A 20,937-nucleotide genomic window follows, 5' to 3' on the forward strand; every position below is an offset into this window, starting at 1 on the left:
ACGCGTTCGAGGAGTGAACCTTGCTGATTCGCTATACCGCTTATTACGGCTTGGCACGCGGTGTGCCGGGGCTGCTGAATTTCCTGGCCATCGCGATCTACACCCGGCTGCTGTCGCCCAGCGACTACGGGATCTATGCCCTGGTCGTGGTCTGGGTGGGATTGGTCAATGTGGTGTGCTTTCAATGGATTCGCTTGTCATTGCTGCGGTTCTTCCCGGCCAACATGGACGACCCGCGGCGTTTGTTGAGCATGCTGTTGCTGGCGTATACCAGCGTGGCGTCGTTGACCGGGGTGACGGGCGTGGCCGTGTGGCTCACGTTGACGGACGAGTCGCTGAGAACCCTGGTGCTGATCGCGGTGCCGTTGATCTGGGTGCAGGCCGGGTTCGAGCTGAGTCTCGAGCTGATGCGCAGCCAGCTCAATCCGTTGCGCTACGGGATGATGGCAGGTGTACGGGCGATCATCGCGCTGGGGCTGGGGGTGTTGCTGATCACTTGGGGCTTCGGGGCCTTCGGGCCTCTGCTGGCGATGCTGGTGGGCATGCTCGTTGCCGTGGTGACGCTGGGGGCGTCGCTGTGGCGGGGGGCGCGCCCGTCGTTGGCGCTGATGCCGGAACTCAAGCCGCTGCTGATCTATGGACTGCCGCTGACCGCGACCTTTGCGCTGGAGTTCGTGGTGTCGAGTTCCGACCGCTTTCTGCTGGCGGGGCTGCTGGGCAACGACGCGGTGGGTATCTACACGGCGGGCTACGATCTGGTCGCGCATGTCATCAACCTTCTGCTGGTGACGGTGAATCTGGCGGCGTATCCGCTGGTGGTGCGCGCATTCGAGCATCACGGACGCGACGCGGCCCGCCAACAGCTCGATCGCAACGGCAGCCTGCTGTTGTTGATCGCGATCCCGGTGACGCTGGGCTTCATCGTGCTGGCCCCCCAGATCGTCGCCCTGATGCTGGGCGAGGCGTTCCATGCCGGGGCCACGCAGTTGGTGCCATGGGTCGCCCTGGCCATCTTCATGTGCTGCATTCGCGCCTTCCATTTCGATCTGGCGTTCCAGTTGAGCGAGAAGACCTTCTATCAGGTGTGGATCAACGGGGGGGCGGCGTTGGTCAATGTGGCGCTCAACCTGGTGTTGATTCCGGCGTTCGGCCTGGTAGGCGCGGCCTACGCCACGGTGATCGCCTATGGCGTGGCACTGGCGTTGAGCGTGTTGCTGGGGCGTCGCCTGTTCGCGATCTCCCTGATCACGCGCGACAACCTCAAGGTGCTGCTGAGTGGTGCCCTCATGGTGGCCTGCCTGTGGCCGCTACGCACGTCCAGCGGTGCCCTGGAATTGCTGGAGCAGGTCCTGTGGGGCGCCACCGTTTATACCGTTAGCGCATTTTCGATGAATGTGGCGAACGTGCGTGATCGCTTCTTCGCCAAACGACGGACGGCCAAATGAAAGATGACGGTGACAAGCGGATAGCGGTGTTTTTGCCCTCGCTGGTGGGTGGGGGCGCGGAACGGGTAATGGTGACGCTTGCCAATGGATTCGCCGCGCGCGGTGTGCCGGTCGATCTCGTGGTCGTGGCGGCCAAGGGGGAATATCTGGCGGATGTTTCGTCACGTGTGCGTCTGGTGGAACTCGGCGCCACGCGCGTGTTGTTCAGCTTGCCGGCACTGGTGCGCTACCTGCGTCGTGAACGCCCGCACGCCTTGTTGTCGGCACTCAACCACGCCAACATCATCGCGCTTTGGGCACGCAAGTTGTCAGGCACCAAGATTCGGTTGGTGGTCTCGGAGCGCAATACCTTGTCGCACGATCTCTCGAGCGACCGCTTCGAGCGGGTGGTGCCGTGGCTGATGCGCCTGAGCTATCCCGCCGCGGATGCCATCGTCGCGGTCTCCAGCGGCGTGGCGGATGATCTGGCGCAGACGGTGTGCCTGCCTCGTGAGCGCATCGATGTCGTTTACAACCCCATCAATACCAGGCTTGCAGCGTTGTGCCAGGCACCGCTGAGGCACCCCTGGCTGAAAGCTGGTCAGCCGCCGGTGATCGTCGCGGCGGGGCGCCTGACGGTGCAGAAGGATTTCGCCACCTTGATCGATGCTTTCGCCGAGGTGCGTCGGACCCATCGTGCACGCTTGGTGATCCTCGGCGAGGGGGAATTGCGCGCTGATCTGGAGGCGCGTATCGATGCGTTGGGCATCAGCGATGATGTGGCGCTACCGGGGTTCGTCGACAACCCCTACCCGTGGATGCGTCAGGCGTCGTTGTTCGTGTTGTCGTCGGCGTGGGAAGGCTTTTGCAACGTGCTGGCCGAAGCCATGGCCTGCGGTACGCCGGTCGTGAGCACCGATTGTCCCAGCGGCTCGGCGGAGATCCTCGAAGACGGCAAGTGGGGGCGGCTGGTGCCGGTGGGGGATGCGCCGGCCTTGGCACGTGCCATCGCCGCCACGCTCGACGACGAGACGCATCCCGACGTGCGTCACCGTGCGCGAAGCTTCGATCTGCATCAGGCGCTGCATGGCTATCTCCATGCGCTGCGCGTGACCATGCCGAAGGAGCGCCATTTTGGATAGCCTGCAACGTATGTCGACCGCCGAGTCGCCACTGAGCAAGACGAATGGCGTGGGCATTGCGCTGTTCTTGCCTTCGTTGGAAGGCGGCGGCGCCGAAATGGTGATGGTGACCCTGGCCAATGGCCTCGCCGCGCAAGGCTGGCAGGTGGACCTCGTCGTTGCGCATGCCATCGGGGCCTACGTCAAAAACGTCTCGACGGCGGTGCGCTTGATCGACTTGCGGGCGGCTCGGGTGCTCTACAGCATCCCGGCGCTGGTGCGTTATTTGCGCCGAGAGCGACCGCCGGTGCTGTTGTCGGCGCTCAATTACGCCAACGTCGTGGCGTTATGGGCCAGCCGATTGGCGAGCGTTGGCACCCGTGTGGTGATTTCCGAGCACAACGACGTCACGCGTGACATGGGCTCCGAGCCCGTGGGGCGCTCCTGGCTCATTCCCTTGCTGATGCGCCAGAGCTATCCCAGGGCGAACGGCATCGTGGCGGTTTCCGGCGGGGTGGCGGATGCACTATCCAAGGCCTTGTCTCTGCCGCGCGAGCGTATCGATGTGATCTACAACCCGGCGGTCACCGAGCGTCTACGCGAACTGAGCAGGGTGACGGTGACGCATCCCTGGCTGGCACCCGGCGAGCCTCCGGTGATCCTGGCGGTTGGGCGACTCACCGCGCAAAAGGATTATCCGACCCTGCTCAAGGCCTTTGCGGCTTTGCGCGCCCAGCGAGAAGCGCGCCTGGTCATCCTGGGTGAAGGCGAGTTGCGTGGCGCCCTGGAAGCGATGGCGACGGACCTGCAATTGAGTGATGACGTCGCCTTTTTAGGCTTCGTCGACAACCCCTATGCGTGGATGCGCCAGGCGTCGTTGTTCGTTCTGTCTTCACGCTGGGAGGGGTTCGGCAACGTGCTGGCCGAGGCCATGGCTTGCGGTACCCCGGTGATCAGCACCGATTGCCCCAGTGGCCCCGCGGAGATTCTCGAACACGGCGCCTGGGGGCGGCTCGTGCCGATGGGGGATCCGGTGGCGTTGTGCGAGTCGATGGCGGCGAGCCTCAGCGGTGATTGCCACCCCGAGGTCGAACGGCGCGCGCAGGCGTTCGATCTCGGTCAGGCCGTGCAGGCCTATATACGCGTCGTGCAGCGTCAGTCCATTTGAGTTCAGGCGCGCAAGCGCCCCGTACGTCGAGACCCATGATGAAACTACTGATACCCACCAATGGCTCGTTCGGCTACAAGGTCATGTGCTTGGCCTTGGCCGGTTTTTATGCCTGGTTTTTGATGGGGCTGGATATCGATGGCTATATCGATCGCGCCAATTATCTGATTTACGCCAAGCACTCCGATGAAATATTCGTGATGTACGCGGCCAGCAGCTTCAAGACGATCATTACCAACGAGCCAATATGGCTTTTGCTGAATATCTGGGCGGCGCGACATTTTACGGCGGAAGATACGTTACGGCTGATCATCTTCTTTTCGTCATTTTGGGTCTCGTTTTTGGTGTTGAGAAGCTATCCGAAATACGCGTTCTTGTTGATCCTTTTCATTTTGATGCCACAGATTCTGAAAAACCATATCATTCATTTGCGCCAGGGGCTGGGGATCTCGTTATTCTTCATCGGCTGGTGGTGTCGTTACTTGCCACTGCGTATCTTCTTCATCGGGCTGGCGCCGCTGGTACATGCCTCCTTTTTCTTCATCGATGCCTTGTTTCTTCTCAATGTGTTCTTTTCGACATACAGGATTTCGACCATCTGGCGGGTGGTGTACACCGTGGGTATGGGCGTCGTGCTGGGCGCATTGGGAATGTGGCTGGCCGGTGCACTCGGGGCGCGGCAAGGGGAGAGCGCCGAGTATAGTGCCATGGGGTCCGATGGATCGGGGCTGGCATTTTTATTCTGGACCTTGTTTACCGTTATTTTCTGCATGGAGGGCAAGGAGTTTCTGAAAAATAATTTTTTTGCGGCGACCATCCTGTTCTTTTATTTGTCGACCTATTTTCTGTTACCCGTGACGGCGCGTGTTTTCGAAAGCGGTATGCTGTTGGTCTTGTTGGCCTCCTTGGGATTGAGTGATTGGCGACGTTACGCCGTCTATGGGTTATATGTCTTCTATTTCTGCATGCAGTGGTACCCCGTGCTGGGACTGCCGGGATATGGCTGGGCGTCCAACGGAACCATGTAAAAGTGCTTCATGAAAGATGATGACGCGTCGGCGTCTTTATCCACGCCGAGAGGGAACGAGGGGAGATGGAAATGCAGCGTAATGTGTCGTTGGACGTTCTGAAATTGGTATTGGCCGTTATCGTGGTGATCTCACATGCTCAGGTGTTGATGGGCTATAGCGACTTGGGCTATCAACTAACCGTGCAGGGGCTGTTTCGTATCGTAGTGCCGATTTTCATGATTGTGAGTGGGTATTTCTTTATCAGCGTCATTCGCTCACGGTCGCTCGTTGCCTGGCTCAAGAGGGTCGTGGCGATGTATGTCTTCTGGATGCTGGTTTATTTATATTTTTGGTTGGATGTTCCGGCGGTAACGCCGTATGAAATAGTGAAGCTGTTACGTGTGGCGGTCATGGGGTATCACCATCTGTGGTTTTTATCCGCGCTGATCGGCGCTGCCATTATGCTGTATATGCTGCGCAACCTTTCCTTGAAGGTATTGCTGGTGCTGGCGTTAACGCTTTATGGAATAGGCATGTTCTCCATTTATGCCGGTCACTATCACCTGTTTGACGGCACGCCACTGGACGTGGTTTTTAATAAAATATGGTTCTACCGAAATTTTCTTTTCTTCGGGTTTCCTTTCTTTTGTACGGGCTATTTGCTGCGCCGCTGTGACAGGCTGCGCCAGTGGGATCGGCGCTATTTCATGCTCTGGAGCCTGGGCGGCTCATTGTTGCTGCTGGGCGAGTCGTATCTCAATTATATCGGTCTCGAAGGCCAACCCGCGTTCGATATGTATTGGAGTCTTCTGATTTTTTGTCCGGGGCTTTTCCTTTGGGTGTATTCGATGCAAGTGCCGGGCGACAGCACATCCCTGGCGTATTACGCCACCGCGCTGTACTTCATCCATCCACTTTTTATCTCGCTTTTCGAGGCGCTTTCGTATCGGCCGGGCAACACGCTGGCGTTATTGGCACTGGCGTCGTCCCTGCTGGCCGTGACGTTGCTGAAAGGTAGCCGCAAGCGTTTGGGGTTTGCCTTCGGAGGGTGAGGGAGAAATCACCGGATCGCCGAAGCTCGTTCAGAATCATATCCGCCGCGTCCCGTCGTTGCAGGGGGCGGCCAATCGAGAGGATGCATGATCTTATGCTAGCCCAACCGCTGAATGTCCTGCATGTCATCACCGGCTTGACCGATGGCGGCGCCGAGGACTCGCTCTACCAGCTGTGCAATAACGACCGGCACAACGTGCATCGCGTGGTGTGCTTGATGGACGCCGGGCAATACGGACCACGTTTCGCTGCGGCGGGCATCGAGGTCGTTTATCTGAATATGTCGCCTGGCCGCGTGACCTTCGCCGGCTTGTGGCGCCTGTGGCGGACCATGCGAACGCGCCGACCGGATGTGGTGCAGACGTGGATGTACCACGCCAACCTGGTGGGAGGCGTCATGGCGAGGCTGGCGGGTATCAAAGCCATCTGTTGGGGCATCCATAACAGCAACCTGATGCCGGGCGTCACCAAGCGCAGCACGATTTGGGTGGCCAAGGCCTGCGGGACCTTGTCGCGGGTGGTACCGAGTCGCATCGTGAGCTGTTCGCAACATGCGGTGGAAGTGCATCGCCAGTTGCGTTATGCCGCCCTGAAGTTCGTGGTCGTGCCGAATGGTTACAACTTGGCACTCTTGACCCCTGATGCCGAGGCGCGGGACCGCGTGCGTACCGGCTGGGGGCTCGATGCCGACATGCCGCTTTTCGGGATGGTGGCGCGTTTCGACCCGCAAAAGGATCATGCCAATTTGATCGCGGCCCTGACGCAGCTCAAGGGGCTGGGCTGGGATTTCCGTTGTGCGCTGATCGGCGCGGGATTGGATGTCGACAACCACGAATTGCTCCAGTTGCTGGATGATCACGGGGTGCGTGACCGGGTTTTGTTGGTCGGGCGACGTGGCGATATTCCCGCGGTGATGAACGCGCTCGATGTGCATGTGCTGTCGTCGCGTTTCGGCGAAGCGTTTCCCAATGTGCTCTCCGAGGCCATGGCCTGCGGCACGCCGTGCGTTTCCACCGATGTCGGCGACGCGGCCTTCATCGTCGGCGATACCGGCTGGATCGTGCCTCCCGGCGATCCTGGCGCATTGGCGGATCACCTCGCCCTGGCGCTTGAGGAGCATGCGGATGCGCCGGCGTGGCAGGCGCGCAAGCAGCGCGCCCATCAACGAGTCGTCGATGCCTTCAGCGTCCAACGCATGATCGACGGTTACAGTGCTTCCTGGCATCAGGCGTGTCACGTATGAAGGCTGACTGGATGACTTATTTGGCCCGTGCCGAGGGCGAGCCGCTGCGTCCGCCTGCCTTCGTCATTTCGCTGGACTTCGAATTGCACTGGGGCATGTCGGATATCGTGACCACGCCCGAACATCCATATATGCGCCAATTGCTCGGTGCGCGGCGTGCGGTACCGGCGATGCTGGATCTCTTTCGCGAACGCCATATCCGCGCGACCTGGGCCACGGTGGGCTATCTATTCGCCGAGGACCGCGCAACCTTGACGCGTTTCTCGCCCGTGCGGCGTCCACAGTACGCCAATCCGGCGCGTGATAACTATCGGCAGGAGATTGGTGACGATGAGGCAAGCGACCCTCTGCATTACGCGCGCTCGCTGATCGATCTGATTGCGCAAACGCCCGGCCAGGAGATCGCGTCGCATACCTTCTCGCATTATTACTGCCATGAAGAGGGGCAGACGCCGGATGACTTCAAGGCCGATCTCGCGGCGGCGATGGCCATCGCCGAGCATGCCGGGCATCACCCCAGCGCATTGGTCTTGCCGCGTAACCAGGTGGACGATGCCTATCTGACGCCGATGCGCGAGACGGGCTTCCGTTCTTATCGCGGCAATCCCCAGCGTGCGGGGTTCCAGCGCAAGTATCACGATGCTGCGCCAACTCGTGCACTGCGGCTGCTGGATAGCTACATCGACTTGACCGGCCATCACGGCATCAAGTGGCGCGATCTCAAGGGCGATCCACTGAATATTCCCGCCAGCATGTTTCTGCGCCCGCGGCGTGGGATACCGCGATTGGATGCCTTGCGTCTACGGCGCGTGAAGAACGCCATGCGGCGTGCCGCCAAGCGTGGCGAGATCTTCCACCTGTGGTGGCATCCGCACAACCTCGGTCAGTCTACCGATGCCCACCTGCGTGATCTCGCCGCGATCATCGGCTATTTCCAGGTGCTTTCCATCGAATACGGCATGCGTTCGATGACGATGAGCGATGTGCTGGCGCGTCATGAGCAGGCCATGACCACATCTCCATCGACCTAGCTGTTCAGGCGTTCACCGCCCACGCCCCTTTGCCTTTATGACATCGATCAGTGCTGCCAACGCGCTTGCGCGCGGGGGACGGAACCTGTGTGTCCCCAAAAACGCGTCTCCAATGACGTGCCCTTGAAACCCTTTCATCGACGCATGTCGCCAACAAGTGCCACGCGCCTAGCGATCTCCACTGTAGAGGAGTTGTTTTCATGAACGATAAAACGATTGTGCTGGTCTCCAACACGTCCTGGTCTCTCTACAACTTCTGCCGGGGGTTTTTGGGGGCGCTCAAGCAACGCGGTTTTCGTGTGGTGTGCCTGGTCCCCCATGACGACCATTCGCAGCGCTTGCGCGAAGAGTTCGATGTGATCCTGCGCACCATGCCCATGGATGGCAAGAGCACCGCGCCCACGCGGGAGGGGAAGTGCCTGTTCTGGCTGTACGGGCAGTTGCGTGGGCTGCGTCCCGCCTTCGTCTTCAATTTCACGGTCAAGGCCAATATCTATGCGGGCCTGGCATGCCGTGCGCTGAGGATTCCGTATGCCAATACCGTCACCGGCCTGGGCACGGCGTTCCTGCATGACAGCCATTTGTTCCGCCAGGTGCGGCGTCTCTATGGCGTCGCCAATGCCGGGGCGAAGCGGGTGTTTTTTCTCAACCCCGATGACCGCGAGGTCTTCGCGCGCCAAGGCATGTTGCAAAAAGTCGCCTGGGACATGCTCCCCGGCGCCGGCGTCGATGTGACGCGTTTTGCCTTCACGCCACTGCCTCAGGAAGGGCCCTTCACCTTTGTACTGATCGCACGACTGTTGGGCGACAAAGGCGTGCGGGAGTACGTCGCGGCGGCCGAGCAGGTGGTTTCCGACAATCCCGGAACGCGCTTTTTGATCGTCGGCCCCAAGGGCGTGAGCAATCGCACGGCAATCGAGGATGACGAGCTCGACGCCTGGCAGGCACGGGGCGTCGTTGAATACGTCGGGGCCCAGGACGACGTGCGTCCCTGGCTCGCGCAGTCCCATGTGCTGGTGCTGCCGTCCTATCGCGAGGGGTTGCCGACCACCGTGCTGGAGGCGGGGGCGATGGGGCGGCCGACCATCGCCACGGATGTGCCGGGGTGCCGGCATGCCGTGGCCGATGGTGAAACCGGCTGGTTGTGTCGCGTCAAGGATGTCGAGTCGCTGGCGGCGCGCATGCGTGCGTGTCTGGTGATGACGCCGTGGGCGCTCTCTCGTGTGGGCGTGGCGGCGCGCCGACGTGCCGAAAGGGAATTCTCGCAGGACATCGTCGTGGCGGGATATCTGGCCTGCCTGGAGGCCGGCTTGATGAATCACCAACGCGTGAAAATGGAGGCATGATGACGATATTAGTGACGGGCGGCGCCGGGTACATCGGCTCGCATATGGTGCTGCGGCTCATTGAGGCCGGCCACGACGTGGTCGTGATCGACAATCTCTGCAATGCGTCGCGCGAGTCGCTGGAGCGTGTTTCGCAGTTGACCGGCAAGGAGGTGACCTTCGTCGAGGGCGACATTCGCGAGCGTTCGCTGCTGGATTACGTCTTTGCGGACTTCGCGATCAGTGATGTGCTGCACTTCGCCGGGCTCAAATCGGTCGGCGAGAGCGTCAACGAGCCGTTGGCGTATTTCGAGAACAATGTAGCGGGGACCATCACGCTGTGCCAGGCCATGATGGCGGCGGGGGTTTTCCGCCTGGTCTTCAGTTCCTCGGCGACGGTATACGGCGATGCCACGCACATGCCGTTGAGCGAGCGTGCGCCCACCGGACAGCCGACCAATGCCTACGGGCATTCCAAGTTGATGGTCGAAGAGGTGCTGCGCAAGCTGGCGCGGTCCGATCCGCGCTGGTCGATCGCCTTGCTGCGCTACTTCAATCCTGTCGGTGCGCATCCCAGCGGCCTCATCGGCGAAGACCCCGCCGGTACGCCCAATAATCTGCTGCCGTTCATCTCCCAGGTAGCGATCGGCCGTCTACCGGCACTTTCGGTTTTCGGCGATGACTATCCGACGCCGGATGGCACCGGCGTGCGTGACTATATCCACGTGATGGATCTGGTCGAGGGGCATCTGGCGGCGATGCGCGTGCTGACGGATCGTCCGGGGGTGAATGTCTGGAATCTGGGCACCGGGCAGGGGTACTCAGTGCTCGAAATGGTGCGTGCCTTCGAGATCGTCGCGCAGCGCGATGTGGCGTATCGCATCGTGCCGCGTCGCGATGGCGACATCGCTGAATGCTGGGCCGATGCGTCGCTGGCGGCGGAGGAGCTCGGCTGGAAAGCCCAGCGCGGCTTGACCGAGATGATCGCCGATACCTGGCGCTGGCAGTCGCGCAATCCCGAAGGCTACACGAGTAAACGCCTGATGCGGCGCGATGGGGGCGGCAAGCCCGGCAGCATGGCCAATGCCTTGCCGCGGATCTACCTCATCGATACCGCGCGTGCCAATCGAGTCGCCTCGTGACCCCCCGATAAGCGCAAGAATGCTGCTGCATGTTCCTGACGCCGGTGCTTCGTGCACCGGCGTTTTCATTCATGCTGCGTGCTCACGAGAGGAGGAGGCAGACATCGCCGCGAGCAGGGATGTGAGGCGCGCGGGGTTTGCTCATCGGAGCCGCTGGGATAGGCTTGTTGCCCGTGTACATTCATGACCCGAGCCCGGCGACGCATAATGCGAAGATGGCTTCATCACGCGAGACGATTTTCCAGGCGACTGCCCACGACAGTGCTCCCCGGTACCCTTCTAGGCCGCCTGGTGCTGGGCCTGAGTGTGGGGTGGTGCGTGTTGGTGGTCGCCATTTTATGGGTCTCGCTGCGGGGCGGCAGCGATCTGGCGGATGAGATCAATCGCGCGCACTTGAATTACGAGTCGGAGCTGATTGCGCGCAACATTCAACAGTCCATCTCGTTACGGCTCGAGACGCTTGGCAGGATTGCCGACTCGCCAGTGAGCGCATTGCAAGTCGGCAAGCCCCTGGATCAGGGACGTCCAGACGACGTACAGGCACGCTTGAATGCACACTCGGCACTGATGACATTGTTCGACTCGGCCTTCGTCACCGATGCCCAGGGCGATGTCCTGGCGTTTTCACCGAAGTTGCCGGGGGCCGTGGGCTTGAACGTCGCCGACCGTGAATACTTTCGCTTCATTCAAGAGGTGGGGCGCCCTTTCGTGGGACGTCCTATCATCAGCAAGCTTTACGACAAGCGCCCCTTGATCGTGATGGGGGTACCGCTCACCGACGCCCAGGGGCGTTTCGCGGGCATGTTGGGGGGTGTCGTCAATCTGCGTGATGGCCGCTTCTTTCTCGACCTGCGCAGCCTGCGCATCGGTCAAGAGGGGTATGCGGTCCTGATGACCAGCGACGCTACGGTGCTCAGTCATCCCGATCCGAACCGGGTCATGCAGGATACGCCGGCGGCGTGGGAGGGCCCGTTGCTCGAGAAAGCGCTGGACGGCTGGCAGGGCACGGGGACCGGACGCTTAGTCGATGGCCAGCCGGCGCTGATGAGCTTCCATCAAGTCTGGCGTCCAGGGTGGATCGTGGGCGTTTTCCTGCCGCAGAGCCAAATCCATCAACCCATCGTCGACTTCGTGCGGCGCCAGTGGTGGGTCGCCGTGGTCGTGGTGCTATCGATGCTGCCGCTGTTGTGGTGGCTGTTGCGTCTGGGACTTTCACCGTTGCGGCGACTGGCGCGGCAGATCGCGCAAGTCGGACAAGGGGATATCACGCGCATTACACTGGATACGTCGCTGGAGGAGTTGCGGCGCATCGCTCAGACCTTCAACAGCGTGGAACATGCACGCAGCCGTGAGCGCATGGCGCGACGTAGCCGTCAGGCCTATCTCGATGCGGTGTTGCGTTCCTCGCCGCTGCCGATGTTTCTGGCCGACTTGAATGGCCGCATCACCTATGTCAATCCGGCACTGGAGAGCCTGACAAGACTCTCGGCAGCGGCCTTTCAGCATCGCGCCTGGCTGCGTCGTCTGCATCCCGAAGACCGTTCGGTGTTGTTCGCGCTGTGGCGCGATGCGCTGAACCAGGGCCATGGTCTGCATCGTCAGTTGCGCTTCCAGTGTGGCGATAGAGGCATGATGTGGTTGGAGCTTTACACCAGCCAGGTGATGAACGGCGACCAGCCGCAAGGCGTGGTGGGCTTCATCAAGGACATCACTCACCTGCGTGCGCAGCAGAAGCGCCAGCTCTGGGAAGCCGAGCATGACCCGCTGACGGGGCTGCTCAATCGGCGCGGCTTCGACCGGCGCCTGAGTGAGACCTTTCAGCGCTTCAGTGAACACGGTGACACGGCGTCGTTGATTCTTTTCGATTTGGACAGTTTCAAGCCGATCAACGACGAAGGCGGCCACGCCCTGGGCGATGAAATGCTGCGTGCGATCGCACGCTGTCTAGAAGGGTGCGTGCGTCGCGACGACCACCTGGCCCGACTGGGTGGCGACGAATTCGCGATTCTGCTCCCTGGCTGTGGCCACGCGCAGGCCGTGCGTATCGCCGATCAGGTACGCCAGGCGGTGAGTCAGCTTTCCGTGGTGCATGCCGACACGCGTTACCGGGTCACGGCGAGCCTGGGCGTGTCGTGCCTGAGGGCCGATGACGACGAGGCCCAAGCCGTGGTCAAGCGTGCCGACGCGGCCAGCTACGAGGCCAAGGCTCAGGGCAAGAATCGAATGGTGGCCGATGCGCGCTGCGAATGATGTCAGCGCTCGTCGAGGCGATAGCGTCCACCGAGACCATGAGGAAGCGCGATGAAACACGATACCCTGGTACTGGGGGCGGGCATGGTGGGCGTTGGCGTGGCCTATCACTTGGCGCGTCGCGGTCGCCGGGTGGCACTGCTGGACCGTCGCGCGCCGGGGAGTGAGACCTCTTACGGTAATGCCGGCATCATCCAGCGTGAAGCGGTGGCCCCCCATGCCTTCCCGCGGGATATGCACTCGATGTGGCGCATGGCGAGCAACCGCGGCGTGGATGTCCGCTACACGCCGCGTGGCGTGATGCAGGCAGGGCGTGCCTTGTGGCAGTTCTGGCAGCACAGTGCGCCCGAGGCCTATGCCCGCATCGTGCCCGAGTATGCCTCGCTGATTGCGTTATCGGTCGACGCGCATGCCGAGATGATCGAGGCGGCGGGCGCCGAGGGCTTGATCCGTCGCGACGGCTGGATGGAGGTCTTTCGCAGTGCGAACACCCTGGAGGCCCGCCTCGGCGAGGTTCAGGCCCTTAGCGAGCGTTTCGGGCTGGCGTATGAGGCCCTGGATGCACGCGCCTTGCGTGCGCGGGAGCCCGATCTCGATGCCCAGGCCAGCGGTGCCGTGCATTGGCGCGATCCCTGGAGTGCGGCCGACCCCGGCGCGTTGGTGGCGGCCTATGCGCGAGCCTTTGAGGCCGAAGGTGGAGAATGCCTGCGCGGCGATATTCAGTCCATTGCGCGCCATGGCGAAGGCTGGCGTGTGGCCACCGACGCCGGCGCCTTCGAGGCGCGCGATATCGTGCTTGCGTTGGGCCCCTGGGCGGATGACTGGCTGGCGACGCTGGGGTATCGTCTGCCGCTGTTCGTCAAGCGCGGCTATCACATGCATTACGCGGCGCGAGGCGACGCGACGCTGCGCCATTGGTTGCTGGATGCCGACACCGGCTATCTGCTGTCGCCGATGCGCGCGGGCATTCGCCTGACCACCGGCGCTGAGCTGGCGCCGCGCGACGCGCCTGCCGGTCATGCTCAGCTCGAGGCGGCGGAAACCGCAGCACGTGGCCTGTTCCCGCTCGGCGAGCGTCTGCAGCCGCGCCCCTGGAAGGGCGCGCGCCCGTGCACCCCGGACATGAAGCCCATCATCGGCCCGGCGCCGCGTCACGCGGGATTGTGGTTCGCCCTCGGCCACGCCCATCAGGGGTTCACGCTGGGACCGGCGACTGGACAGCTTCTTGCATCGATGATGGAGGGTGAGGTGCCGGCCATCGAGATGGTGCCGTTCCGTGCCGAACGTTTCCTGTGAGATGACGTGGCCCCCGGTGACCGGCCCGCCGGGTTGCTCGATTCAACTTTTCTGATCCACTGCCGATAGTGACTGCGGTAAGCGTTGCGGGCGAGCCGATAAGCCCCGCGTCAGCGTGCATCACTATAAAGGGCAGGGATACATGAAGGTTCAATACAGATGGCTGGCGGGCGCATTGGCGCTCGCCCTGGTCGCCATGCCGGTCTGGGCGGAGATCAAGGTCGGCATGGTGGCGCCGTTCAGTGGGGCTGCATCGTCATTGGGCGACGGCATGAAGCGGGGCATCGAGGCGCGTTTCGCCGAGGTCAACGAGGCAGGGGGCGTGCATGGCGAATCGCTGACCCTGGTGACGCGCGACGACGGCTACGAACCGTTGCGCTCGGCCAAGGCGACACGCGAGCTGCTGGACGACGATGAGGTGCTGGCCATGCTGGGCAATGTCGGCACGCCCACGGCCATCGTCAACCTGCCGATCCTTCTGGAACACGAGATGCCGCTGATCGGGGCGCTCACCGGCAGCGGCGTGCTGCGCCAGTCGCCACCGGATCGGTATGTCTTCAATTATCGCGCCAGCTATGCCCAGGAAACCGCGACGATGATCGAGGGCCTGCTGCTGGCGGGCATCGAACCCGACGAAATCGCCTTCTTCACCCAGGCCGATGGCTACGGCGATGCCGGTTACCGGGGCGCGCTGCGCGCCCTGGCCAACCATGGCTATTCCCACCCCGAGCGTCTGGCACATGGCCGCTATACCCGGGGCACACGCAATATCCATCGGGGACTGGCCACCGTTCTGCAGGCGCCCGTCACCCCCAAGGCGGTGATCATCGTGGGTACCTACGGGCCGGCGGCGGATTTCATCCGCGAGGCACGCAAGGACCTGCCCGACGCGCTGTTTCTCAACGTCTCCTTCGTGGGCAGCCAGGCGCTGCTCGACGCGCTGGGAAATGCCGCCGAGGGCGTGATCGTCACCCAGGTGGTGCCGCCGCATACCTCGGATCTGCCGGGTGTCGAGGCGTATCGTGCCGCCCTGGAGGCCAAGGGCGCCGGCAGCGATGGCGATTTCGTGTCACTTGAGGGCTACATGGCGGCGTCGCTGTTCGTCGAAGGGCTCCAGGCGGCGGGCGCCGATGCCGATCGTGAGGCGCTCGTCGATGCGCTGGAGGGACTGGGCAAGGTCGATCTCGGCATCGGCAGGTCGCTGACGCTGGGGCCCGAGGACCATCAAGCGAGCGACGCCGTGTGGACCACGCGCATTGATGATGGCCAGTTCGTACCGGTCGATTGGTTCACCCTGCTCGAAGACGATGCGGCCAAGGAGTAATGCCATGAAGAAGAGCTTGAGCCTAAGGGCGATGCTGATCGGGTTGTTCGTGGCCGCGGTGCTGGGGGCGTTGATTCCGGCCGCGGCAGGATTTCTCTCCAATCAGCGGTTGATCGAGGCGCAGAGCCTGTTCACCGATGAGATACTGCCGCAGCAAGCGGCCAGCCGTGACATGAGCGATGCGTTGACCCGCTATCGCGAGCGGCAGATGGACCTGCTTGCCGCCGAAAGCGAGGCGGCATTGGAGGCCGCGCCCCCCCAGGCCAGTGCCGATGAGCGCTTCGTGGCGGGCCGCGACCGCTTGGCGTCGCTGATGAGCGCCGATAAGCAGGTGTTGCTGGAGACGCTGGACAGCGATCATGCCCAGTTGCAGCAGGCCGATACGGCCCTGGAAGAGGTTCGCCGCGAAGATGTAGCGCTGACGGCGTCCATGCGCAATCGCATCGCCGAGATGCAGGAAAAGATCGCCGAGGTGTTGACCGACGCCGAGTCCATGGCCGGGCGGGCGACGCTTGCCGAGGTGCGTCAGCAACGCGCGCTGGCGCAGCGCATCCAGGCCCTGCAAGACCAGGGGCTGTCGATGGTGCCGATATCGATGCTCGATGCCTCGATGGGGCAGCGCACCAACATTGCGAGCCTGAGCGGCGATGTGCAGATGCTGGTGGCACAACTGGCCGATCAAGGGCGTCAGTTGATGCAGGTCGATAGCCACGATGCCCTGGTCGATCTGCGCTATAACCAGATCGCCCAGCAGATTTCGCGTATCCAGCAGGCGCTGGCGAGCATCGAGGGCGCGGTGGGCGCGACCCCGGCCCAGCAGCAACGTGCCGCGCGACTGGATGATGTGGTGACCGACCTCAACGCGTTGATGCTGACGGACGACAATGCCGTGTATGCGCTGCGGGACCGCCAGCTTGGCTTGCGCGAGCGCTCTCAACAAGCACTGGCCGGCGTGTCCCAGGCGATGGATGGCATGGGCGAGAGCCTCGAGCGTGTCGAAGCCTACGTCGCCACGCGCGCCGATGACGTCGCTCAACAAGCCACCGCGACGGCACAGGCCGGGCGACTATTGCAGCTGGCGGTGTTGCTGATCGTGATCGTGGTACTGGCCGTCGTGGGCTGGCGCGTGATGATCCGCGTCCTCAAGCCCATCGGGGAAATGCGCCGTCAGATGGAAAGCATCAGCGGGGCGGCGGGGCAAACCGGCGACCTGTCGATGCGCTTGAAAGTGCGCCACGGCGACGAGATCGGGCATACCGCTCAGGCCTTCAACCAGATGATGGTGACCTTCGAGCGGCTCATCGCACAGGTTCGCGACGGGGCCGAGTCGGTGGCCTCCAGCAGTCGTCAGATCGCCTCGGGGAACCAGGATCTGGCGCAACGTACCGACCAGCAGTCGTCGTCGCTGGCCGAGACGGCGGCGAGCCTCGAGGAAATCACCGCGACCGTGAAACAGACCGCCGATTATGCGCATCAGGCGCGCGATATGAGCCAGGGGGTCGGCCAGCGTGCCCGTGAAGCGGGCGATGTCGGTGAGCGGACGCAGCGTGCGATGGAGGAGATTCGCGCCTCCAGTGCCAAGATTTCAACGATCGTCGAGGCGATCGACTCGATCGCCTTCCAGACCAACCTGCTGGCATTGAACGCCTCGGTCGAAGCGGCGCGTGCCGGCGAGCATGGCCGTGGTTTTGCCGTCGTCGCCGACGAGGTGCGGCGTCTCGCCAGCCGCAGTGCCGATGAAGCCGAGCAGATCCGCCATCTGGTCAAGGATAGCGTCACCAAGGTGGGCGAGGGCGCTGAGCTGGTCGAGGAAACCGGCGGTCATCTCGGCGAGATCGTCACGAGTATCGACAAGGTGTCGCAGTTCGTTTCCGAGATTGCCGAGGCGACGCAAGAACAGTCGACGGGGATCGACCAGATCAATCAGGCGATTGCCCAGCTCGATCAGGTGACCCAGCAAAACGCTTCGCTGGTACAGGATGCTTCATCGGCCAGCGCGTCATTGGATCAACGTGCCCACGACATGCATGTGCTGGTGGGGCGCTTCAAGGTCAGCGATGCAGCCTACGCCGACGAAGACGAGACACCGCCCCGCGCGTTGCCCGCCACCTGAACGTGGTTTGCGGGGCGCGAGAGGCTCGCGCCCCAGTATCATGAAAGCGACGGCCCCACTGCCGGGCGCATTGCCAGGACAGTGGGGGCCGTTTTGCTTGTGGGGTGGGGGAAGTGTTATGGCTGCGCTGCGAATGCCACGGCAGGCATGCCTTGTGCTCGCGTCTCGATGACGAATAGCGCCCCGGCATCGGGCTGCGCGGCCAGGGCATCGTCATCGAGCCCCTTGCGTGCGGTGGTGATGTAAAGGGTGGAAAGATCGGGGCCACCGAAGGTGCAACTGGTGATGTTGGCGACGGGCATGGGAATGTCTTCAACGAGCCGACCTTGGCTGTTGAATACGCTGATTCGCCAGCCACCGAATTGGCAGACCCAGAGGTTGCCGTCGCGATCGGTGGTCATGCCATCGGGGAAGCCCTGATCCTGCGGAATGCGAATAAAGGGTTCGCGGTCCGAGAGATGGCCATGCTCATCCACGGCGAACCGATAGATGAGGCGCTCCAAGGTGTCGGTGTGATAGAGCCAATCGCCCTGAGGCGAGAGCACCGGACCATTGGTGACGATGTAGCCGCTGTCTTGGCGTTGGCAGTCGCCGTCGGGCCGCACGCGATACAGCGAACCGCTGGTGTGGCGCTCCGCGTCGTCCATGGTGCCGCACCATAGAGAGCCACTGGCATCGACGACGGCATCGTTGAAGCGATTGCCGGTCAGCTCGGGTTCAGGCGTCAGCCACTTTTCGAGCGTGCCTTCGGGAAGCTGCAGGCGGGCGATGCTGTGTCGCAGTGTGACCAGGAATCCGCCCTCGGCGTGGCGGTGCACGCTGGTGATTTCTTCGTCGAACTGCCAATCACGAACGCCTGCGGCGTCGAGACGCTGCAGGCGGTGGCCCTTGATGTCCACCCAGTAAAGCGCTTGTTCCGCCACGTCCCAGAGCGGACCTTCGCCTAGAATATTGCGAGCCGGATGGGCGACGCGCGGTGTTGCCTGCGAGGGTATGAGTGTCGGCATCGTGATCTCCTGAGAATGTCATGGCGCCATGCAACATGAAGCCGGTGTCGGAATTTCCTCCGACACCGGGTGGTTGTCATCATGCGTGCATCATATCCTCGAATTATGCGTACGCCATGTCTTCGAGTTCACGTCCCTTCGTTTCGCGAACGCACTTGATGACGAAGAAGATCGAGATGACCGCGCAGATGGCGTAGAAGCTATAGGCGCCGGTCAGGCCGATGGAGGCGAGCATGATCGGGAAGGTCATGGTGATGGCGAAGTTGCTGACCCACTGGAACAGCCCGGCGATGGCCAGCCCTGAACCACGTACCTGGTTGGGGAACATCTCGCCGAGCATGACCCACATCACCGGCCCCCAGGAGCTGTTGAAGAAGAACACATAGGCGTTGGCGGCGATCAGTGCGAGGATGCCATTGCCTGGCGAAAGGTTCAGGCTGCCATCCACCATCTCGGCGGTCGAGAATGCATAGACGAGGATGCTCAGGGTGATGGCCATGCCCACGGATCCGCCCCACAGTAGCGGTTTGCGGCCAATGCGGTCGATCAGGGCAATAGCGCCGAGACATGCCGCGATACTCACCGCGCCGCTGATGACATTGATCAGCAGGGCGTCGCCTTCCGAGAAACCGACCGCTTGCCACAATACGGCGCCGTAGTAGAAGACGACGTTGATACCCACCAATTGCTGGAAGACGGCGAGGCCGATCCCGATCCAGACCAAGCTGATGACCTTGCCGGTCTTGGGATTGATCAGATCACTGAAGCGTGGCTTGCGTTGCTCCGAGAGAGAATCGCGGATCTGGGCCAGGCGCTCCTTGGCATCGCTTTCGTTGTAGATCATGTGCAGCACGCGTTCGGCGCGCTCGTCACGCCGTGCGCTGACCAGGTAACGCGGGCTTTCCGGAATGAACAACAGGGCGATCAAAAAGATCGTCGCGGGGATCAGTTCCATCCAGAACATCCAGCGCCAGGCGGTAAAGCCGAACCACAGCTCGGAAGTAGAGCCGCCGGCGATGTTGGCCAGGATGTAGTTGTTCAGAAACGAGAAGAACAGCCCCGAGATGATCGCCACCTGCTGGATGGTGGCGAGCCGGCCGCGCAGATGCGCCGGGGCGATTTCACTGATGTAGGCCGGGGCCATGACGCTGGCGGCACCCACGGCCAGACCGCCGAGAATCCGGTAGATGACGAATTCCAGCGAGCCGCCGGCGACGCCCGACCCCCAGGCGCTGACGATGAAGAAGATGGCGGCGACCAGCAGCAGGGTGCGGCGACCGTATTTGTCGGCCAGGCCACCGGCGAAGAAGGCCCCCACCGCACAGCCCAGCAGCATGGACGCGACATTGAAGCCGGTGCCTACGCTGTCGGAGTTGAACGAGTTTTGCAGGCCGTCGACCGTGCCGTTGATGACACCGCTATCGAACCCGAACAGAAAGCCGCCGATGGCGGCGACGCAGCAGGTGAGAAAAACGATCAGGGAACGTTGCGAATCGCTGTACGTTGGCATGGTGATACTCCTGGCGTTGTTATCGTTTTATGAAACGAAAGGTTGGCGGGCGCCGTCGTCGCGGACTTACAGCCAGCCGGCATCGACCCAGTAGTTGTGAGCGGTACAGGCAGCGGCGTCATCCGAGGCCAAGAACAGCGCCATCGCCGCCACGTGATGCGGGTGGATGCGCACCTTGAGCTTTTGCTCGTCGACGATTTGCGCCTCGTCCTCGGGGCTGTACCAACGCGACTGGCGAGGCGTCTTGACGTTGCCGGGGATGATGCAGTTGACGCGGATGCCGTCGCCGCCCAGGTCGCTCGCGAGGGCCCGGGTCAGGCCCTCGATACCCGCCTTGGCGGTTTCGTAGAGCAACATGTCGGTCTGTCCCAGATGCCAACTGATCGAGCCCAGATTGATGATCGCTCCCTGGCCTTGGCGACGCATGGCCGGCGCCACTTCACGCGCGGCGAGCACCAGATGACGCAGGTTGACGTTCATGCGGTCGTCCCAGTACTCGGGCGTGACATCCTCGAGCGTGTGACGGTCGTCGTTGGCGGCGTTGTTGATCAGTACGTCGACGTGACCGATGGCGTTCAGCGTGGCACGCAGTTGGTCGGGCTGAGTCAGATCGCAGTGATGAAAATGCGCGGCACCGCCGCATTTCTCGACCAGTTCATTCGCGAGCTCCGCAGCGACGTCCAGGAAGTGAACGTTCGCGCCCTGACCGACAAAAGCCTCGACCAGGCCGGCGCCGATGCCGGAACCGCCCCCGGTGATGACGACCGTCTTGTCCTTGAGGCTGGGGTAAATCGCTGTGCTCATGCAGAACCTCTATGGCATTGGGAGCAGACTGTCAGTGTGACAACTTGTTAGTTAATAGATTTAACTAAGTGAATGGTCGTTCAGCAGGCGGGCGATTTCCATGCGACCATAGTCAT

General features: G+C 62.2%; 16 protein-coding genes. 13 read left to right on the top strand and 3 right to left on the bottom strand.

Going from position 1 to position 20,937, the window contains the following annotated elements:
- Nucleotides 1-20: 20 nt before the first annotated feature.
- From C8E00_RS02820 to C8E00_RS02880, 13 genes are all read left to right on the top strand, one after another.
- On the top strand, nucleotides 21-1,445 hold the full coding sequence (locus C8E00_RS02820) for an oligosaccharide flippase family protein (protein ID WP_133694219.1): 1,425 nt from the start codon (nucleotides 21-23) through the stop codon (nucleotides 1,443-1,445).
- Nucleotides 1,442-2,566, top strand: a complete 1,125-nt coding sequence (locus C8E00_RS02825) for a glycosyltransferase (protein WP_133694222.1) — start codon at nucleotides 1,442-1,444, stop codon at nucleotides 2,564-2,566. Before C8E00_RS02820 ends, C8E00_RS02825 begins: the two co-directional genes overlap by 4 nt.
- Nucleotides 2,559-3,713, top strand: a complete 1,155-nt coding sequence (locus C8E00_RS02830) for a glycosyltransferase (protein ID WP_243833090.1) — start codon at nucleotides 2,559-2,561, stop codon at nucleotides 3,711-3,713. Before C8E00_RS02825 ends, C8E00_RS02830 begins: the two co-directional genes overlap by 8 nt.
- A gap of 38 nt (nucleotides 3,714-3,751) precedes the next feature.
- Nucleotides 3,752-4,741 carry an EpsG family protein gene (locus C8E00_RS02835; RefSeq protein WP_166638223.1) on the top strand — a complete coding sequence of 330 codons (990 nt, stop codon included), beginning with the start codon at nucleotides 3,752-3,754 and terminating at the stop codon, nucleotides 4,739-4,741.
- A gap of 65 nt (nucleotides 4,742-4,806) precedes the next feature.
- A complete protein-coding gene (locus C8E00_RS02840; RefSeq protein WP_133694226.1) occupies nucleotides 4,807-5,775 on the top strand; it encodes an acyltransferase family protein in 969 nt (322 codons plus the stop codon).
- A gap of 95 nt (nucleotides 5,776-5,870) precedes the next feature.
- On the top strand, nucleotides 5,871-7,019 hold the full coding sequence (locus C8E00_RS02845) for a glycosyltransferase family 4 protein (protein WP_133694229.1): 1,149 nt from the start codon (nucleotides 5,871-5,873) through the stop codon (nucleotides 7,017-7,019).
- 11 nt (nucleotides 7,020-7,030) lie between these two features.
- Entirely contained in the window at nucleotides 7,031-8,050 is a 1,020-nt protein-coding gene (locus C8E00_RS02850) for a polysaccharide deacetylase family protein (RefSeq protein ID WP_166638224.1), read from the top strand.
- A 200-nt stretch (nucleotides 8,051-8,250) separates the two neighbouring features.
- Nucleotides 8,251-9,396: a glycosyltransferase family 4 protein gene (locus C8E00_RS02855; protein ID WP_133694234.1), complete on the top strand. Its 1,146-nt coding sequence runs from the start codon at nucleotides 8,251-8,253 to the stop codon at nucleotides 9,394-9,396.
- On the top strand, nucleotides 9,396-10,517 hold the full coding sequence (gene galE / locus C8E00_RS02860; protein ID WP_133694543.1) for a UDP-glucose 4-epimerase GalE: 1,122 nt from the start codon (nucleotides 9,396-9,398) through the stop codon (nucleotides 10,515-10,517). Before C8E00_RS02855 ends, galE begins: the two co-directional genes overlap by 1 nt.
- Nucleotides 10,518-10,778: 261 nt before the next feature.
- On the top strand, nucleotides 10,779-12,767 hold the full coding sequence (locus tag C8E00_RS02865; RefSeq protein WP_166638225.1) for a sensor domain-containing diguanylate cyclase: 1,989 nt from the start codon (nucleotides 10,779-10,781) through the stop codon (nucleotides 12,765-12,767).
- A gap of 51 nt (nucleotides 12,768-12,818) precedes the next feature.
- Entirely contained in the window at nucleotides 12,819-14,063 is a 1,245-nt protein-coding gene (locus C8E00_RS02870; RefSeq protein WP_133694238.1) for an NAD(P)/FAD-dependent oxidoreductase, read from the top strand.
- A gap of 142 nt (nucleotides 14,064-14,205) precedes the next feature.
- Nucleotides 14,206-15,387 (top strand): ABC transporter substrate-binding protein, encoded by a 1,182-nt coding sequence (locus tag C8E00_RS02875; protein WP_133694241.1) that lies wholly within the window; start codon nucleotides 14,206-14,208, stop codon nucleotides 15,385-15,387.
- Nucleotides 15,388-15,391: 4 nt separating this feature from the next.
- A complete protein-coding gene (locus C8E00_RS02880; RefSeq protein WP_133694243.1) occupies nucleotides 15,392-17,500 on the top strand; it encodes a methyl-accepting chemotaxis protein in 2,109 nt (702 codons plus the stop codon).
- A gap of 116 nt (nucleotides 17,501-17,616) precedes the next feature.
- On the opposite strand, the gene C8E00_RS02885 is transcribed toward C8E00_RS02880, so the two are convergent.
- The 3 genes from C8E00_RS02885 to xylB all read right to left on the bottom strand — a co-directional run bounded on the left by C8E00_RS02885 (nucleotide 17,617) and on the right by xylB (nucleotide 20,821).
- Complete coding sequence (locus tag C8E00_RS02885; protein ID WP_133694246.1) at nucleotides 17,617-18,507, bottom strand: SMP-30/gluconolactonase/LRE family protein; 891 nt, start codon at nucleotides 18,505-18,507, stop codon at nucleotides 17,617-17,619.
- Between the two features lie 103 nt (nucleotides 18,508-18,610).
- The gene (locus C8E00_RS02890; protein ID WP_133694248.1) at nucleotides 18,611-20,017 is read right to left on the bottom strand and encodes a sugar porter family MFS transporter; all 1,407 of its coding nucleotides are present in this window, start codon (nucleotides 20,015-20,017) and stop codon (nucleotides 18,611-18,613) included.
- A 66-nt stretch (nucleotides 20,018-20,083) separates the two neighbouring features.
- On the bottom strand, nucleotides 20,084-20,821 hold the full coding sequence (xylB, locus tag C8E00_RS02895) for a D-xylose 1-dehydrogenase (protein ID WP_133694250.1): 738 nt from the start codon (nucleotides 20,819-20,821) through the stop codon (nucleotides 20,084-20,086).
- Nucleotides 20,822-20,937: the final 116 nt, after the last annotated feature.

It is taken from the genome of Chromohalobacter marismortui (assembly GCF_004364315.1).
GTDB lineage: Bacteria > Pseudomonadota > Gammaproteobacteria > Pseudomonadales > Halomonadaceae > Chromohalobacter > Chromohalobacter marismortui.

Coding starts and splice junctions, on each gene's coding strand:
- xylB (WP_133694250.1), bottom strand. CDS start 20,821: ATGAGCACAGCGATTTACCCCAGCCTCAAGGACAAGACGGTCGTCATC.
- C8E00_RS02880 (WP_133694243.1), top strand. CDS start 15,392: ATGAAGAAGAGCTTGAGCCTAAGGGCGATGCTGATCGGGTTGTTCGTG.
- C8E00_RS02875 (WP_133694241.1), top strand. CDS start 14,206: ATGAAGGTTCAATACAGATGGCTGGCGGGCGCATTGGCGCTCGCCCTG.
- C8E00_RS02885 (WP_133694246.1), bottom strand. CDS start 18,507: ATGCCGACACTCATACCCTCGCAGGCAACACCGCGCGTCGCCCATCCG.
- C8E00_RS02890 (WP_133694248.1), bottom strand. CDS start 20,017: ATGCCAACGTACAGCGATTCGCAACGTTCCCTGATCGTTTTTCTCACC.
- galE (WP_133694543.1), top strand. CDS start 9,396: ATGACGATATTAGTGACGGGCGGCGCCGGGTACATCGGCTCGCATATG.
- C8E00_RS02840 (WP_133694226.1), top strand. CDS start 4,807: ATGGAAATGCAGCGTAATGTGTCGTTGGACGTTCTGAAATTGGTATTG.
- C8E00_RS02870 (WP_133694238.1), top strand. CDS start 12,819: ATGAAACACGATACCCTGGTACTGGGGGCGGGCATGGTGGGCGTTGGC.
- C8E00_RS02850 (WP_166638224.1), top strand. CDS start 7,031: ATGACTTATTTGGCCCGTGCCGAGGGCGAGCCGCTGCGTCCGCCTGCC.
- C8E00_RS02845 (WP_133694229.1), top strand. CDS start 5,871: ATGCTAGCCCAACCGCTGAATGTCCTGCATGTCATCACCGGCTTGACC.
- C8E00_RS02855 (WP_133694234.1), top strand. CDS start 8,251: ATGAACGATAAAACGATTGTGCTGGTCTCCAACACGTCCTGGTCTCTC.
- C8E00_RS02835 (WP_166638223.1), top strand. CDS start 3,752: ATGAAACTACTGATACCCACCAATGGCTCGTTCGGCTACAAGGTCATG.
- C8E00_RS02825 (WP_133694222.1), top strand. CDS start 1,442: ATGAAAGATGACGGTGACAAGCGGATAGCGGTGTTTTTGCCCTCGCTG.